Genomic DNA, 15,330 nt, shown 5'->3' with positions numbered 1-15,330 from the left:
ATATTGGTAAACTATGAAAAGTGAAAAAATTGTCGTAAATTACAGTAATAGCATCAACTATTGCTGTTTTTTTCTGTGTGTAATTGGGCACGATAAAGTTGTGGAGGTTATGTGATGGAAGGAACGGTATATTCATTAATTCCAGCAGTCTTAATGCTGTTATTAGTACTTTTTACTAGAAAATTATTGTTGTCATTAGGGACAGGTATTGTTGTTGGTGCCTTAATGATTGATGATTTTAATATTTTAAATAGTGTTACAAGGATATGGGAGGTATTCCGTGATATATTTTATACCTCTGAAGGCTGGAATAGTGGGAATATTTATTTACTGAGTTTCCTGCTATTATTAGGGGTTATGACTGTATTCATGACAGCCTCCGGTGGCAGCAAATCATTTGGTGACTGGGCAATAACAAAAGTGAAGACAAGGAGAGGTGCTCAGCTTATTCCATCCTTTTTAGGTGTACTTATTTTTATAGATGATTATTTCAACAGTCTAGCTGTCGGCCAAGTGGCAAGGCCGATTACCGATAGAAATAAAGTTTCACGTGCGAAACTTGCTTATTTTATTGATTCCACCTCTGCACCAATTACAGTTATTACCCCGATTTCTAGCTGGGGGGCATATATTATTGGTACATTGGGAGTTATCTTTGCCTCATTGCAAATAAGTGACTTTCAACCTCTGGAAGCTTTTGTGAGAATGATTCCGTATAATTTCTATGCTTTCGCTGCATTACTGCTCGTATTTCTCGTAGCTATTTTTAATATAAATATTGGCTCAATGAAAAAACATGAACAAAGGGCATTAGAGACAGGGGAAGTGCTTGATCCGGACAAGCGAAGAAAAGTTATCATAGCCAATGAAAATGCACTGATTAATGGAAATGGAAAATTATACCATCTCCTCATCCCGATTGGTGTCTTGATCATTGCAACAATTGCCGCAATGCTTATTACAGGTAGGATGGAAGTTGAAGGGGATGCAACCATTCTTACTATGTTTGAGTATACTAATGTGAATCTGTCCTTATTTACCGGCGGGTTATTAGCTGTATTATCAGCAGGTTTTCTGTATGTCATTTTGCCTGGTGAAAAATTGTCATTTTCCAAAGTACTAATAGATGGTTCCAAATCTATGCTTCCAGCAATTTATATACTTGTTTTGGCATGGATGATTAGTTCGATTATTGAAACAATAGACACAGGTGGTTATTTAGCGACATGGGTAAAAGAATATTCACTTAATGTAGACTATCTGGCACTTTTATTATTTGTACTGGCAGGTTTTATGGCACTTGCGACAGGCACATCCTGGGGGACGTTCGGTATCATGCTTCCTATAGCAGCACAGATTGCTGTCACATATGATGTAGAATTAGTTCTTCCCGCAATGTCAGCAGTTTTAGCCGGTGCAGTATTTGGAGATCACTGTTCACCGATTTCCGATACATCCATCTTGTCTTCGACAGGAGCAGGATCAGACCATATGGATCATGTAATGACACAATTACCTTATGCGTTTATTAGTGCAGCTGCTGCAGGTATTGGATATTTCATTTTAGGGTTAACCGGAAGTACTGTTGGCGCATTATTTGTAACGATTATGGTTGTTGTCTTTACAGCTATTCTTTTCTACCTGTTAGTAAGAAGGAAATAGTATTGAGGATACAGATGATAATAAGCAAATTCGAACATTCATCAGTGTTTTACATTGAGTTTGTCCGGGTTTGCTTTTTTGGTGTGATTTCAGCAAATGATGAAGAGAGCAGTTATCTTGTGCTCTTTCTCTATTTCAATTAATTGATAAATTTTTGTGAAGTTTCTATTGGGTTTATGTAATTTACACATAGGTATTGATATAATGATCATAAGTTGATGGTGAGGTGATATCAGTGAACATTACAGTTGTCGGTACAGGTTATGTAGGCCTTTCAAATGCTGTCATTCTAGCGCAAAAAAACCGTGTAATGGCATTAGATATTTTGCAGGACAAAGTGGATATGATTAATGAACGGAAGTCTCCAATTACTGATCCGGAGTTAGAGCAGTATATGAGGGAAGAGCATTTAACATTAAAGGCAACAACTGATTTTGGGGAAGCGGTGGAAAGTGCCGATTATGTGATTATAGCGACACCAACAAACTATGATGAGGAAGAGGACTTTTTTGATACCTATTCGGTAGAAACATTGGTTGAGCGGATTTTCGAGCTTAATACACAGCCAACTATCATCATTAAATCAACAGTCCCGGTTGGATTTACAGAAGGATTAAGGGAAAAATACGGGACAAACAGGATCATTTTTTCCCCGGAATTTTTAAGGGAAGGCCGTGCATTATATGATAATTTATATCCGTCAAGAATTGTTGTAGGAGATCAGTCCAAAGAGGCGGAAACTTTTGCCAAACTGCTAGTGGAAGGAGCAACTAGTGAGAATATTCCCGTGTTACTTACAAATTCGACGGAGGCTGAGGCGATTAAGTTATTTGCCAATACATACTTAGCGATGAGGGTAGCATTCTTTAATGAATTAGATACATATGCTGAAGTTAGAGGGCTGGATACGAAGCAAATTGTCGAAGGTGTTGGTTTAGATCCGAGAATTGGTGATCATTATAATAATCCTTCTTTTGGTTATGGCGGCTACTGTTTACCAAAAGATACGAAACAGTTGTTAGCTAATTATAATGATGTTCCTAATAATATGATGAAAGCAATCGTTGAATCGAATCAGACAAGGAAAGACCATATTACAAATCAAATACTCAGACAATCTCCTAAAGTTGTCGGAATTTACCGTCTTGTGATGAAAACAAATGCAGATAATTTCAGAGATTCGGCTGTCTTAGGAGTAATGGAAAAGTTACTTAATAATGGGGTGGAAGTAATTGTCTATGAACCTTCGATTATGTCAGCATATATTATGGGAGCAGATGTAGAAAATAACTTAGAGAAATTCAAGAAAAGTTCGGACTTTGTAATTGCCAACAGGATCACAGATGAAATAACAGATATACTGGATAAAGTTTATACACGTGATATCTATCACCGTGATTAATTGGGAGAAATCTGAAATAGTGACATTATTCCCCGGGAAATTTCGATATTATATCATTTGACAATTAATTTGGGAATTGTGTAGACTGGACTTACTTTATAAAGAAAGTTTTCTAGGGTTCCGCAATTTATTGGACTGGTCCGAGAGAAAACGCACAGTAGTACAAAACTGTGACACGGAAGGATAAAAGCCTGGGAGATAAATATATCTCCCGGGCTTTTTCATTTCGTCGGTCTTCAACGTATTACCTTATATAGCTTTTTAAATGGAAAGGAGAATAAAGAATGTATAAAGAATGGTTAAAGGTTGTAATTGCTGCATTGTTTGAAGTGCTGTGGGTTGTTGGCTTAACCCATGCAAATACCATTCTGGAATGGTGCGGGACGGTTGTAGCGATTGCCATAAGTTTTTACTTTTTAATAATGGGTGGAGATAAACTGCCGGCAGGAACGGTTTATACAGTATTTGTTGGATTGGGAACGGCGGGAACAATATTAGTAGATATAATAATATTTCATGAACCATTTAATAGATGGAAAATACTATTTATCATCCTGTTACTAATAGGAGTTATCGGGTTAAAAGTAACTACTGATGATGATAAGGAAGAGGGTGTTGCTTGATGGAATGGTTCGTGTTAATTGCTTCAGGACTTTTCGAGATGGCTGGGGTAATTATGATAAACAGATGGCATGTCACTAAAAAATGGAGAGAACTAATCATTATGATCTTATTTTTTGGATTGAGTTTCTTAGGGCTTTCCTATGCTTTAACATATATTGCAATGGGAACGGCATATGCAATATGGACAGGAATTGGGGCCGCAGGTGGAGCCGTTGTTGGGATACTTTTTTTCAATGAGCCGGGAAACTTCAAAAGAATCTTCTTTCTCTCACTAATTATTTTATCAGTTATAGGTCTAAAGTTAGTCGGTTGAAGGTTTCCGTTACTGCTTGTTCGACAAAAAGTGATAAATAACGCAATTTTTTATAGTTAAATTGCATTATTTGTGGTATATTATTTAAGTATAAATACCTAACATGAAAATCAGGGTGTGGACGGAGGTCTTAAAATGGAATTTAATGAACTTATCAAAAATATCAACAATGCAACAGAGCAATCCGATTTAGCGACAGCCAGAAGATATATTGAGGAAAATTTATCAATATTGAAAAAAGAAAAACACTTATTGAATCATAATGCAAGGGAAATATTGGAGTTCATAGTTAAACGTGAGGAATCTGGTAACCAGAGTCTAAATAAAAAAGAGATGGCGACAATCAGGGCGGTAAATATATATTCTGAAAACTTTGATATAAGAGGGGTAAAAATGATCGCCAAAGAAATGCCAGAGCTTTTTCAGGAAAGAGAAGCACTGAATCTGTTAACAGCTGACTCTGTCGTTCTCCTGAAGAGTATCGGGGTATTAAAAGAAGAAAGCGTTGTGTCCTGATAGTTAACTATACGGAAAAGGGAGGGCATTTATGTTCAGTCCTCCCCCGGATTGGAAAGTTCTACTTCTGTCGCATTGCTTTCGGAATATAAACACAATATGGTTCACTCTCTAAGTAGTCACCTGTAGCGGCATATGCCCGGGAACGGGAACCGCCGCATACATTGCGGAATTCACATACACCGCACTTCCCTTTATATTGATCAGGGTCCCGTAATTGCTGTAAAATGGGGGAATTCCGATAAATTTCTGGCACGGACTGTTCCCTAACGTTACCAACTTTTACAGGTAATAATCCACTGGGGAATACATCGCCAATGTGGGAAATGAAGATAAAACCATTTCCATCATTCACTCCGCTGGGCGCTCTGCCTAAACCGTCAATTGTACCTGTAGAACCATATTTCAGTACATTCTCATATGCTATTTCTGTCTTATTTTCACGAGCTTTCTGCTGTAATACTACTCTGCGGTAATGTTGGGCAGCAGTTGTCTTCACGTCAAAATTACTGGACTTGGATACATTGTATAACCACCTGAAAACTCTCTCATGTTCCACAGGACTTATCATATCATTCTGTTGGCCGCGACCGACAGGTACAAGGAAAAAAACACTCCATAATACGATATCAAGCTGATCCATTAACATTTTCATTTCATTTAAATAATCGAGATTATATTTTGAAATGACTGTATTTATCTGAATAGGCATATTTAGTTCATGTAGATAGTGAATAGCCTCCATTGTCCTGTCAAAGGATCCACTCGTTCCCCGGAAGTGATCATGAATGGCATGGTTGGGGCCATCAATGCTGAATGCCCATCGAGCAAGACCCATCTCTTTTGCTTTTCTCATCACTTCTTTCGTTACATTCGGTGTAGCAGATGGTGTCATAGAAACACGTACACCTTTCCGAATTGCGTATGCAGCAATATCGAATATATCCTCTCTCTCCAGGGGATCTCCACCAGTAAAAACAAGTAATGGATTGTTCATTGAATGAATCTGATCGATTAAATGCTTAGCCTCTGTGAAGTTAAGTTCTCTCGGATCTCTGTGATGCTGAGCGTCTGCCCGGCAATGCAGACATTTTAAAGCACAGGCTCTTGTTACCTCCCAGATAACTATAAAAGGGTCTATATTATAATCCCTTACATGGCGGGATGATGGTTTATTCATTTGTTCCATTCTCCTTTTACGTTTCATATAGTCCAATGTACAATAAATATGGAAAAAAAACTGTGATATAAGGCACATGGGGTAAATAAAAAAGATCACTATGTGAAAAGTGATCTCTTTGGAATGATTATTATCGGGGTAATAAGTAAAATAAAACGCAAAAGAAGTGAGCAATTGTACCAGCCAATACAAACAAATGCCATACTGCATGATGGTATTTAAATGCTCTCCAGACATAGAATACCGCACCAACCGTATAAAAGAGTCCGCCAACTACGAGCCAGAATAGTCCGGTTGGATGCAGGCTTTCTGCAAGTGGCTGCCATGCCAATACAATTAGCCATCCCATCACTACATATAATATCGTTGAAAAGAAAAGAAACTTTTTAACAAAAAATGCTTTGAAAATGGTACCACCAATTGCAAGCCCCCAGATGACTCCAAACAGTGTCCATCCCTGCCAGCCTTGAATAACCAGAAACAGAAACGGGGTATAAGTTCCGGCAATAAAAAAGTAGATCGATGAATGATCAAGAATTTCAAATACATTTTTAGCCCTTCCCGCCGGCAGGCTGTGTAATAAAGTGGAGGAAGTATAAAGCAGCACCATTGTTACACCAAATAGTGTAAAGCTGACAATGTGCCAAACAGTTCCGTAAAGAGAAGAGTACACAATTAAGACGACCAGCCCGGCAATACTCAGAACCATACCAATTCCATGTGTAATGGAATTAGCTATTTCTTCCCGTTTAGAAAATTGATGTGTTGAACCCATATTTGTGCTTCCTTTCATATAAACCTTATCAATCATTTACTTCATCTATTATCTTCCTTTTTATTTTGGATTGCAAATATACGAACATGATTAGTAACTGAAAAAATATAAAATTTTACAAGTTAATTAGTTTGTTCTTTACACAAACTTAGTTATAATAGACTTGTAATATATTGATAGCGCATTCATAATGAGTTCAGGATTACAGGAAGGAGTTACTTAATGGAAAAGATGATTAAAAATCCCGTATTGCCGGGATATCACCCGGATCCTTCAATTGTTAGGGTGGACGATGATTATTACATAGCAGTTTCTACTTTTGAGTGGTTTCCAGGTGTTCAAATTTATCATTCTAAAGATTTAGCCAACTGGGAATTAAAAAGTTACGCTCTCACCCGTTCCTCCCAATTAAATATGCTGGGCAATTTAAATTCCGGCGGGGTATGGGCACCTTGTTTGACTTACAGTGATGGTCTCTTTTATTTGATTTTTACAGATGTTAAAAGCAGAAAAGGAGCATTTAAAGATACGCACAATTATTTAGTTACAGCAGAAAATATTGAGGGGCCATGGTCTGATCCAATTTATTTAAACAGCAGTGGTTTTGATCCGTCACTGTTTCATGATGAGGACGGGAGAAAGTGGCTCGTTAACATGGTATGGGACCACAGGAAAGGAAAAAATCCGTTTGGAGGAATTGCACTTCAGGAGTATTCTCCTGATGAACAGAAATTAGTTGGTCCAATCCGGCATATATTTAAAGGAACAGCATTAGGTAAGACAGAAGCACCTCACCTATATAAGCGCAATGGCTATTATTATTTGTTAACTGCTGAAGGTGGAACGGAGTACGGACATGCAGCAACGATGGCTCGGTCCCGTTCACTGTTCGGTCCTTATGAAGTGGATCCAACCAATCCTGTATTAACTTCAGACAAAGAAAAAACAGATCAATTACAAAAAGCAGGTCACGGGTGTTTAGTAGAGACACAAAGTGGAGAGTGGTATATGGCTCACCTTTGTGGAAGACCTGTAATAGATGATAAATGTATTTTAGGAAGAGAAACGGCCATACAGAAATGTTACTGGACAGAAGATAACTGGTTAAGAATTAAGAATGGACCGAATCCAAGTAATGAAGTAGAGGCACCAGACTTACCAGTATTTTCAGCCAAGCAGTTGCCCAACCGCGACGATTTTGATGAAACAGAGCATACACTGTACTGGAATGCATTAAGAAGGTCATTTGAAGAACCCTGGTATTCTTTAACTGATCGAAAAGGGCATTTGCGATTGATTGGACAGGAATCGATGAATTCTTTCCACCGTCAAAGTATGATGATGAGGAGATTGGAACACTTTCATGCAGAAGCAGAAACAATGGTGGAGTTCCAGCCAGACAATTTTCAGCAAATGGCAGGGCTAATTATTTATTATGACACAGAAGATTATGTATATTTACGGGTTACAGAAGATGAAGAAAAAGGTAAATGCATCGGTATTATTGAAACAAAGCATGGCAATTACGACGAACTGCTAGATAAAGATATACCAGTTACAGAAGATTCTCCTGTATATATGAAAGCAGTAATTAACCGTCATCTTCTCCAGTTTTACTACACTACTGATAAGGATGAATGGAAGGAAATAGGCGAACTAATTGATATCGGCCATTTATCAGATGATGACTCTGATTATGTGAGGTTTACTGGAACATTTGTTGGAATGGCAGTTCAGGATTTAAGCGGTCAGAACAAGCATGCAGATTTTGATTATTTTGATTACCGTATTACAGATGAACAGAAAGGTGAGATAAAATGAAGCAGGCATTAATTTTTCAGGGTGGCTGGCAAGGACATGAACCAGAGAAGGTTGCAGATTTACTGGCAGGACTACTTAAGAAGCATAATTTTGAGGTGAAAATAACGGATACACTGGACACCTTGCAGGAAGACGACTTAACGAAATATGACTTAATTATTCCTAACTGGACACAGGGAACGATTGAACAAGAGCAGCTGCAACCACTTTTAAAAGCTGTCGAATCAGGCACAGGTCTTGCTGGATTACATGGTGGAATGGGAGATTCCTTTCGGATGGAAGTGGATTATCAATTCATGGTGGGCGGTCAGTGGGTCGCACATCCTGGTAATGATGGAGTTAAGTACCGTGTAAACATTGTAGATCCAACTCATCCTCTGACAGAAGGGATGGAAGATTTCGATGTTATTTCAGAACAATATTACATGCATGTAGATCCTGCAGTAAATGTTCATGCAACTACTCGTTTTCCTGTCGCTGAAGGTCCATATGAGTCAAATGGCGAGGTAGATATGCCTGTCGTATGGACGAAAAAGTGGGGGAAAGGTAATGTATATTATTGCGGATTAGGACACGTAGCAGAAATTGTGAAAATGCCGGAAGTGTTGAAACTGATGGAGAAAGGCATGTTATGGGCAAGCAGATAATGGAATGGAGTGTGACCAATGAGTGAATTAAATGTAGGTATTGTTGGTTGTGGGAATATTAGTAAAATATACTTGGAAAACGCAGGTCGCTTTGGCAATTACCGAATTCATGCTGTAGCAGACCTGATCAAAGAAAAAGCACAGGCAAGAGCTGAAGAGTTCCAGATTCCAAAGGCGTATACTACGGAGGAACTATTGGAAGATCCCGATATTGATCTTGTTATTAACCTGACCATTCCCGCTGTTCATAAAGAAATCGCTATACGAGCATTAGAAAACGGCAAACATGTTTATGGTGAAAAGCCGCTGGCAGTAACAAGAGAAGATGGAAAAGAAATAGTAGATTATGCAAAAGCAAAAGGACTATTTGTTGGAAATGCACCTGATACTTTTCTAGGGGCAGGAATTCAAACATGCAAGAAAATAATCGATGATGGATTAATAGGGAAACCAATAGCTGCAACAGCCTTTATGATGATACCGGGCCATGAGAGGTGGCACCCGGATCCGGCATTTTACTACAAGGCCGGCGGCGGACCTTTGTTTGATATGGGACCATATTATTTAACGGCACTTATTGCCCTTATGGGTCCGGTGAAACGTGTGACAGGATCTGCACAGACAACATATCCCGAGAGAACGATCACAAGTAAAGAAAAATATGGACAAAAAATACAGGTAGAGACACCAACACAAATTAATAGTGTTCTGGATTTTGAGAATGGTGCAGTAGTTTCGATGATTACAAGCTTTGATACATGGCACCATCGTCTGCCGAATATGGAGATTTACGGTACGGAAGGCAGCCTGATTGTACCTGATCCTAATACTTTTGGCGGTCCGGTATACCTTCGGAAAAAGGATGACAGGGAATGGCAGGAGATGCCTTTAACACATGGTTTTGCTGATAACAGTCGTGGACTTGGTGTCGCTGATATGGTTGATGCCATCTTGAACAACAGGAAAGCACGAGCAGATGGGGAACTTGCCAACCATGTATTAGATGTTATGCACGGCATTCATGATTCCTCAGAGATCGACAGGCATTACTATACGGAAAGCAGTTGTACTCAACCAGACGCATTGCCTGCAGGGCTTGATGAAAGATATTTTACCAGGGCTTTAAGAAATAGTGGTGCGGAGTAAGAACAAAAAAAATGCTCTAATGAAAGGATTGGTGAGTATGGTGGAAAGAAACAAATCCATTCGAATAGGAATGATCGGCTATCAGTTTATGGGAAAAGCACACAGCCATGCATATCGTGATTTACCTTTTTATTTTGATAATCCATTAAAGCCGGAATTGAAGGTAATTGCTGGCAGGAATGAAAGTGCGGTGAAGGAGGCGCAGGAAAAATTCGGCTGGGAGTCTTATGAAACAGATTGGCTTAAGGTAATTGAACGTGATGATATCGATGTGATTGATATAGTTACACCAAATCATACACATGCCGAAATTGCAATCGCAGCAGCAGAAGCAGGTAAGCATATTATTACAGAAAAACCACTGGCACTAACTGTTGATGAAGCTCAGAAAATGCTGGAAGCAGTAAAGAAAAATAATGTAAAACATATGATCTGTCATAATTACCGATTTGTTCCCGCTGTCCAATTTGCAAAAAAATTAATAGAGGAAGGAAAAATCGGCCGCGTTTTTCATTATCGGGCCAATTATTTACAGGACTTTATTATAGATCCGAATTTTCCATTAGTATGGCGCCTGAAAAAGGAAGTGTCTGGATCGGGAGCGTTAGGAGACATTGGTGCACACAGCCTTGATTTAGCTCGTTTTCTGATTGGTGAGTTCTCGGAAGTTACCGCAACAATGGAGACATTTATTAAGCAGAGACCTATTGGTGAAATGACTGGCGGATTAAGTGCAAAAGGTGATTCAAGTAAAATGGGAGAAGTGACAGTAGATGATGCGGTAGCAGTAATTGCCCGTTTTGAAAATGGTGCGCTTGGAACGTTTGAAGCAACACGTTTTGCTGGCGGAAACAGGAATAAGAATAAATTTGAGATTAATGGGAAAAAAGGGTCTATTCGCTGGGATATGGAAAATATGAATAATCTGGAAGTCTATTTTGCGGATGATGCCGAAGGAGAGCAAGGATTCCGCTTAATCAATTGTACAGAAGAAACACACCCATATGCTGGTGCTTATTGGCCAGCAGGACATATCATTGGTTATGAACATACATTTATTCATTTAATTGATGAGTTTTTACGTGGAATTGCCGGTGATTACCAGCCAGCACCGAATTTTGAAGACGGTGTTAAAAACCAGATATTATTAGAAGCAATCGAAAAATCAGCGGAAGAACGCCGCTGGATTAAGCTTGACTAGTACTGTTTATCAGTATGGTTAAATAAAGTGCTGCCTTGTTCCATAGAGAATAAGGCAGCAATATTTTGGAGTAAGTGGATATTAATTATCACATTTGTCAGATAGGTATTTTGCCCAACAGGCAAGACCAGCCCCGTGTTTTATGTCCCCATCAGCAATACGCTGATAAAATGTATCTATAGGAATGGCCTCAACCTGAATACTCTCTAAATGATCCAAGTTCTGCTCTTTAAGATAAGAGGCATTGTTGGCTAAAAAAAGATGAATTTTTTCAGTGGTTGATCCTGCAGAAGGATAGAAATGTCCTAATGACTCCCATTCTAATGAATGAAATCCTGTTTCCTCGAGAAGCTCTCTCTTTGCAGCTGGGAGAGGCTCTTCCCCATCGTCAATCATACCTCCTGGGAGTTCTAATTCCCATGACTGTATCGCATGTCTGTACTGTTTTAAGACAACAATATGATTATCAGGTGTGATTGCTAACACGCAAACCCCATCCCTGAACTGAATGTATGAAAAGTTTTTTGCTGCTTGATTGTTGACCATAATCTCATCAATCGTAATTTTGAAGCGGTCCACTTGCGTTGTTTGCGTGGAGGTAACTTTCCATGGAATATTCACCATCTACATTTCTCTCCTTACTTTTTTCTTTGGAAAAATGATAATCATCTGGTAGAGCAGAACATAAAGCCAAATTAAACTAATAATTACCGCAATACTATCAGGCAATGGTGTGAAAAAAAGGATGTGATAACAGATTAATGGAAATAACAAAGCAAAGCCGGTCATTTTCCACAGTTGCTGATATGCGAGTTTTCTTTGTAATAATGTTCGAAAAATGAGAGCAATTAATGCTAACAGAGAAATACTCGTAATGACCAGGAACATCATCAGGAAAGGATATGACACAATCACCTGTAATAAGAACTGGGTATATGATAATAACGATTCATCCGCTTCAAATGTAAGAATATTAATGATGACATTAGGCAAAAAAGAAATAAAAAATAACAGAAAAAGATAAACCAATGTATCCCTCATACTGACACGATTGAGTTGAAATAACGCTTCTTTTCGCGGAAGCTTTGCACATAGCTTTAAAATGGAAAAAAGGGTCATGGACTTCCTCCGGAAATTATCTAGTCTTTATCAATCTTTCGATAGCTGCTGTTAAAATAAAGTATGGGGCTCCCTTCATCTTCTGATAAATCAATTTTATCAACATTTGCAATCAAGAGCAGATGATCACCTGCTTCTACTTGATTAACAACAGTGCAAGCAAGAGTTGCCAGTGAATCAGGAATGGCAGGGACACCATCTATTTCAGAAAAATTGTCGAAATCCTTCTCTGTCTGTTTAGCGAAAATCATGGATATTTCTTGTTGCTCTTCCCTGAGAATACTGATTCCGAACCGTTTAATTTTATCAGCGTTTTTGTAAAAATTACTATTTTGATCAAGTGATATTGTGATCAATTGCGGGTCAAGGGAGACAGACATAAAAGCATTTACTGTCATCCCGTGATTCGTGTCATCAAACGTTGTAGTGACAACTGTTATCCCAGTAGCAAATTTGCTCATTGCTCTGCGGAAATGCTGAGAATTCATTGTTATTTTCCTCCTACTGAATTTTGCGTGTTATTAACTAATTCCTATTCAGACTTCCTTTTCGTATTCATAAGAAACTTCTTTTAATTCTTCATCAAATGTCACGACTAAATGGTACCCTTCAAAATACCAAGCATCTGTTGTATCAATAAAGAAAGTAATACCGCCTTTTTCAGTTGATGCAAATACTTCACCAGGCTCCTCTTTTACTTGGAAAGCAAGAGAAAAGCCTTCATGAATCGGACTGGAGCCGCCGTATTTTGCCTGGAATTTAACTGTATCACCATCTGTTAATTCTACCTCATCTTTAAACCATTTAAGTGCTTTTTCCGTTACCTTTATTTCCATTCCAATCACTCCTTCTGCAATACATCAGATTTACTGTTTTCTCTAATATTACAATAACGCTTTATCAAAAGAATGTGTAATAATTTGTTTTAAAAAAGAAAACCTCAGGGACAAAAGGATGTGTGAAAACAGATTGATAACTTAACTCAACCTATGTCCGATTGCTTCGCTTATCCCCTGAGGCTGGAACGATCCCAAATGGGTTTAGTCTTTAAGAATTGATTTAGCATGCAAACAGAATCTTCTTTTGAAGAACTAAAATTAAAAGCCTCATGAACAATTATTTCATGGAATGTTCATAAGACTTTTGTTATTATCCATAATTCCCAATTCTAAAGTCAAACTAATGGTGAATTAGAAATTTTTAAATAATATATTATTTTCTAAATGAATATGCTGATATGTGTTATCTTCCAGTTCCTGCAGTCTGGCATATGTCATGCGATATGAATTGCAGGCACCTTCTGGTAATTCATAATCATTCGTTAACTGATTCATTTCTTTCAGTAACTCTCCGACATATTCGTGATCTTCTATCATCGTTTCATTTAACAAACTGATCTTTTCTGCTATTTGAGGATCCAGTGTTTCTTCATATTGCTTAATTAATGGAAACAGATCTCTTTCTTCCTCAATTAAATGGCCTTCCATTTCCATTTTAAACACATGGAATTTCTTGAATAATGATTCCAGGTGAGGATGTGCCGAACCGTGCACCTTGTATATTTTAGTCACAAACTGGCTTAATGGTGTTAATTCATTTTGTAAATATTGGTGATGATTCACTAATATATGGTCAACAAGTTCAGAATAAGTCACTTCATCCCAATCAATTTGTTTATTACCGGCCTCTAGCCAGCTAACGTACGAATCATTAATTGTTGTTAGTAAAGCATCTATATCTATTTTTTTCTTTTTCTTTTCACTAATCTCCAGTAATGGCTGGTTACCGCCACAACAAAAGTCAACTTTTGCCTGTTTGAAAAAATCACTTGCCTTTGGAAATACCTTCACGATAGCTGCTGGAGTATCACTTATATCAAAAGTTTTCATTTTTATTATCCTCCTTGTTGTATCTGTCTATAAAGATATCATATTAACGGGTTTTACTTTGTGATATATATCACATGATTAAAAATAGCAGTAAGTTTTCATTTTCTTCTGTTTTTGTTATACTTGTATAGGAGAATAATGGACGAATTCAATAATTAGTCTGAAGGTGGTGTGGACATGGCGGTCAAATATACTAATTTCCGTGGTGATGAGTATTTTCTCCATATGAGAAAAACGAGTAAAGGGAACCCAAGTTATTATTTTAAAAAAAATGATGACAATACAAGTGTGGAAGAAATTCCTGAAGGGTATGAAGTGTATGAACACCCGAACGGCAGAGTATTTCTAACGAAAACAGCGAAAAAAGGAATAACAAAAGAGGAAATAAGCATAATTGAAAATGCATTAGATAAGCTTAGTCCCATTAGAGACTATAAATTAGACGTGAAGCAAAAGAGTATCTATATCTTTACTTATGAAAACCCGGTTTCATTTAACGAGATTCCGGCTGTAGTAGAGGCGTTATCGGATCCTAAATATAAAACATATGAAGCACAATTGTGTTTTACATTGACAGACAAGAAATCACGAAAGTTTCAGGTGGAAAGAAGAACATATAGAGGCGAAAAAGACGATCAGTGGCTGTTCCTGGATGCTTCGAGTAATCTGAAGGAACTAGCGGAGAATTATGTACAGCACCTGGGAAAAGAAGAGTTCTTTGAGCTGGTATAAGGAAGCTTGGTATAATCAAGCTTCTTTTTTATTTTTAACGAACTTCCGACAGATTTCTCCCTCTTCAAGCGTGTGAAGGGCGTAGCCCAACGGTAACGGGGAGATGAATGTCGGTTGGGAGATATCCCAAAGGAGTTGCTTTTATCGAACTTATGTTCTATAATAAGGGTGAGAAAGGGAGGTGATTGGATGTGACAAAACTTAACAAGGCCTATAAGTTTCGATTGTATCCAACGGAGGAACAGGCTTTGTTGATGCATAAAACCTTTGGTTGTGTTCGCTTTGTCTATAACAAAATGTTAG

The 15,330-nt window shown here is 38.0% G+C and carries 18 protein-coding genes and 1 riboswitch; of the genes, 11 read left to right on the top strand and 7 right to left on the bottom strand.

Going from position 1 to position 15,330, the window contains the following annotated elements; all coding sequences use genetic code 11:
* The first annotated feature begins 114 nt into the window (after positions 1-114).
* From BMW36_RS09145 to BMW36_RS09125, 5 genes are all read left to right on the top strand, one after another.
* A complete protein-coding gene (locus BMW36_RS09145; RefSeq protein ID WP_089740573.1) occupies positions 115-1,662 on the top strand; it encodes a Na+/H+ antiporter NhaC family protein in 1,548 nt (515 codons plus the stop codon).
* Between the two features lie 235 nt (positions 1,663-1,897).
* A complete protein-coding gene (locus BMW36_RS09140) occupies positions 1,898-3,064 on the top strand; it encodes a nucleotide sugar dehydrogenase (protein ID WP_089740572.1) in 1,167 nt (388 codons plus the stop codon).
* 101 nt (positions 3,065-3,165) lie between these two features.
* Positions 3,166-3,264: riboswitch (guanidine-I (ykkC/yxkD leader) on the top strand.
* A gap of 84 nt (positions 3,265-3,348) precedes the next feature.
* Positions 3,349-3,687: a DMT family transporter gene (locus BMW36_RS09135; RefSeq protein ID WP_089740571.1), complete on the top strand. Its 339-nt coding sequence runs from the start codon at positions 3,349-3,351 to the stop codon at positions 3,685-3,687.
* Positions 3,687-4,001 (top strand): DMT family transporter, encoded by a 315-nt coding sequence (locus tag BMW36_RS09130; RefSeq protein WP_089740570.1) that lies wholly within the window; start codon positions 3,687-3,689, stop codon positions 3,999-4,001. Before BMW36_RS09135 ends, BMW36_RS09130 begins: the two co-directional genes overlap by 1 nt.
* Before the next feature lie 135 nt (positions 4,002-4,136).
* Positions 4,137-4,517: a hypothetical protein gene (locus BMW36_RS09125; protein WP_089740569.1), complete on the top strand. Its 381-nt coding sequence runs from the start codon at positions 4,137-4,139 to the stop codon at positions 4,515-4,517.
* A gap of 61 nt (positions 4,518-4,578) precedes the next feature.
* Here the strand turns inward: BMW36_RS09125 and BMW36_RS09120 are convergent, their stop codons facing one another.
* Positions 4,579-5,697: a TIGR04053 family radical SAM/SPASM domain-containing protein gene (locus BMW36_RS09120; protein ID WP_089740568.1), complete on the bottom strand. Its 1,119-nt coding sequence runs from the start codon at positions 5,695-5,697 to the stop codon at positions 4,579-4,581.
* Between the two features lie 130 nt (positions 5,698-5,827).
* Positions 5,828-6,472 (bottom strand): PAQR family membrane homeostasis protein TrhA, encoded by a 645-nt coding sequence (gene trhA, locus BMW36_RS09115; protein WP_089740567.1) that lies wholly within the window; start codon positions 6,470-6,472, stop codon positions 5,828-5,830.
* Between the two features lie 222 nt (positions 6,473-6,694).
* On the opposite strand from trhA, the gene BMW36_RS09110 reads away from it, so the two are divergent.
* From BMW36_RS09110 to BMW36_RS09095, 4 genes are read left to right on the top strand one after another with little or no spacing between them, the layout of a single operon-like run.
* The gene (locus BMW36_RS09110) at positions 6,695-8,293 is read left to right on the top strand and encodes a glycoside hydrolase family 43 protein (RefSeq protein WP_089740566.1); all 1,599 of its coding nucleotides are present in this window, start codon (positions 6,695-6,697) and stop codon (positions 8,291-8,293) included.
* Positions 8,290-8,940, top strand: a complete 651-nt coding sequence (locus BMW36_RS09105; protein ID WP_089740565.1) for a ThuA domain-containing protein — start codon at positions 8,290-8,292, stop codon at positions 8,938-8,940. The genes BMW36_RS09110 and BMW36_RS09105 overlap by 4 nt, the downstream gene beginning before the upstream one ends.
* Positions 8,941-8,958: 18 nt before the next feature.
* On the top strand, positions 8,959-10,086 hold the full coding sequence (locus tag BMW36_RS09100; RefSeq protein ID WP_089740564.1) for a Gfo/Idh/MocA family protein: 1,128 nt from the start codon (positions 8,959-8,961) through the stop codon (positions 10,084-10,086).
* A gap of 37 nt (positions 10,087-10,123) precedes the next feature.
* Positions 10,124-11,287 carry a Gfo/Idh/MocA family protein gene (locus tag BMW36_RS09095; protein WP_089740563.1) on the top strand — a complete coding sequence of 388 codons (1,164 nt, stop codon included), beginning with the start codon at positions 10,124-10,126 and terminating at the stop codon, positions 11,285-11,287.
* Between the two features lie 81 nt (positions 11,288-11,368).
* On the opposite strand, the gene BMW36_RS09090 is transcribed toward BMW36_RS09095, so the two are convergent.
* The 5 genes from BMW36_RS09090 to ric all read right to left on the bottom strand — a co-directional run bounded on the left by BMW36_RS09090 (position 11,369) and on the right by ric (position 14,295).
* Positions 11,369-11,911 carry an NUDIX hydrolase gene (locus tag BMW36_RS09090; RefSeq protein ID WP_089740562.1) on the bottom strand — a complete coding sequence of 181 codons (543 nt, stop codon included), beginning with the start codon at positions 11,909-11,911 and terminating at the stop codon, positions 11,369-11,371.
* A complete protein-coding gene (locus tag BMW36_RS09085) occupies positions 11,912-12,406 on the bottom strand; it encodes a hypothetical protein (RefSeq protein ID WP_089740561.1) in 495 nt (164 codons plus the stop codon).
* A 20-nt stretch (positions 12,407-12,426) separates the two neighbouring features.
* A complete protein-coding gene (locus BMW36_RS09080; protein WP_089740560.1) occupies positions 12,427-12,894 on the bottom strand; it encodes a flavin reductase family protein in 468 nt (155 codons plus the stop codon).
* A gap of 48 nt (positions 12,895-12,942) precedes the next feature.
* Positions 12,943-13,242: a HesB/YadR/YfhF family protein gene (locus tag BMW36_RS09075; protein WP_089740559.1), complete on the bottom strand. Its 300-nt coding sequence runs from the start codon at positions 13,240-13,242 to the stop codon at positions 12,943-12,945.
* A 354-nt stretch (positions 13,243-13,596) separates the two neighbouring features.
* Positions 13,597-14,295: an iron-sulfur cluster repair di-iron protein gene (gene ric / locus BMW36_RS09070; RefSeq protein WP_089740558.1), complete on the bottom strand. Its 699-nt coding sequence runs from the start codon at positions 14,293-14,295 to the stop codon at positions 13,597-13,599.
* A 177-nt stretch (positions 14,296-14,472) separates the two neighbouring features.
* On the opposite strand from ric, the gene BMW36_RS09065 reads away from it, so the two are divergent.
* Positions 14,473-15,027, top strand: coding sequence for a hypothetical protein (locus BMW36_RS09065; protein ID WP_089740557.1), 555 nt, complete (start codon positions 14,473-14,475; stop codon positions 15,025-15,027).
* A gap of 191 nt (positions 15,028-15,218) precedes the next feature.
* A partial coding sequence (locus BMW36_RS09060) for a helix-turn-helix domain-containing protein (protein ID WP_175480393.1) occupies positions 15,219-15,330 on the top strand: 112 nt, incomplete at its 3' end.

Source organism: Gracilibacillus ureilyticus (assembly GCF_900111195.1).
GTDB classification, from domain to species: domain Bacteria; phylum Bacillota; class Bacilli; order Bacillales; family Amphibacillaceae; genus Gracilibacillus; species Gracilibacillus ureilyticus.
This window is presented reverse-complemented; position numbering and strand designations above follow the sequence as displayed.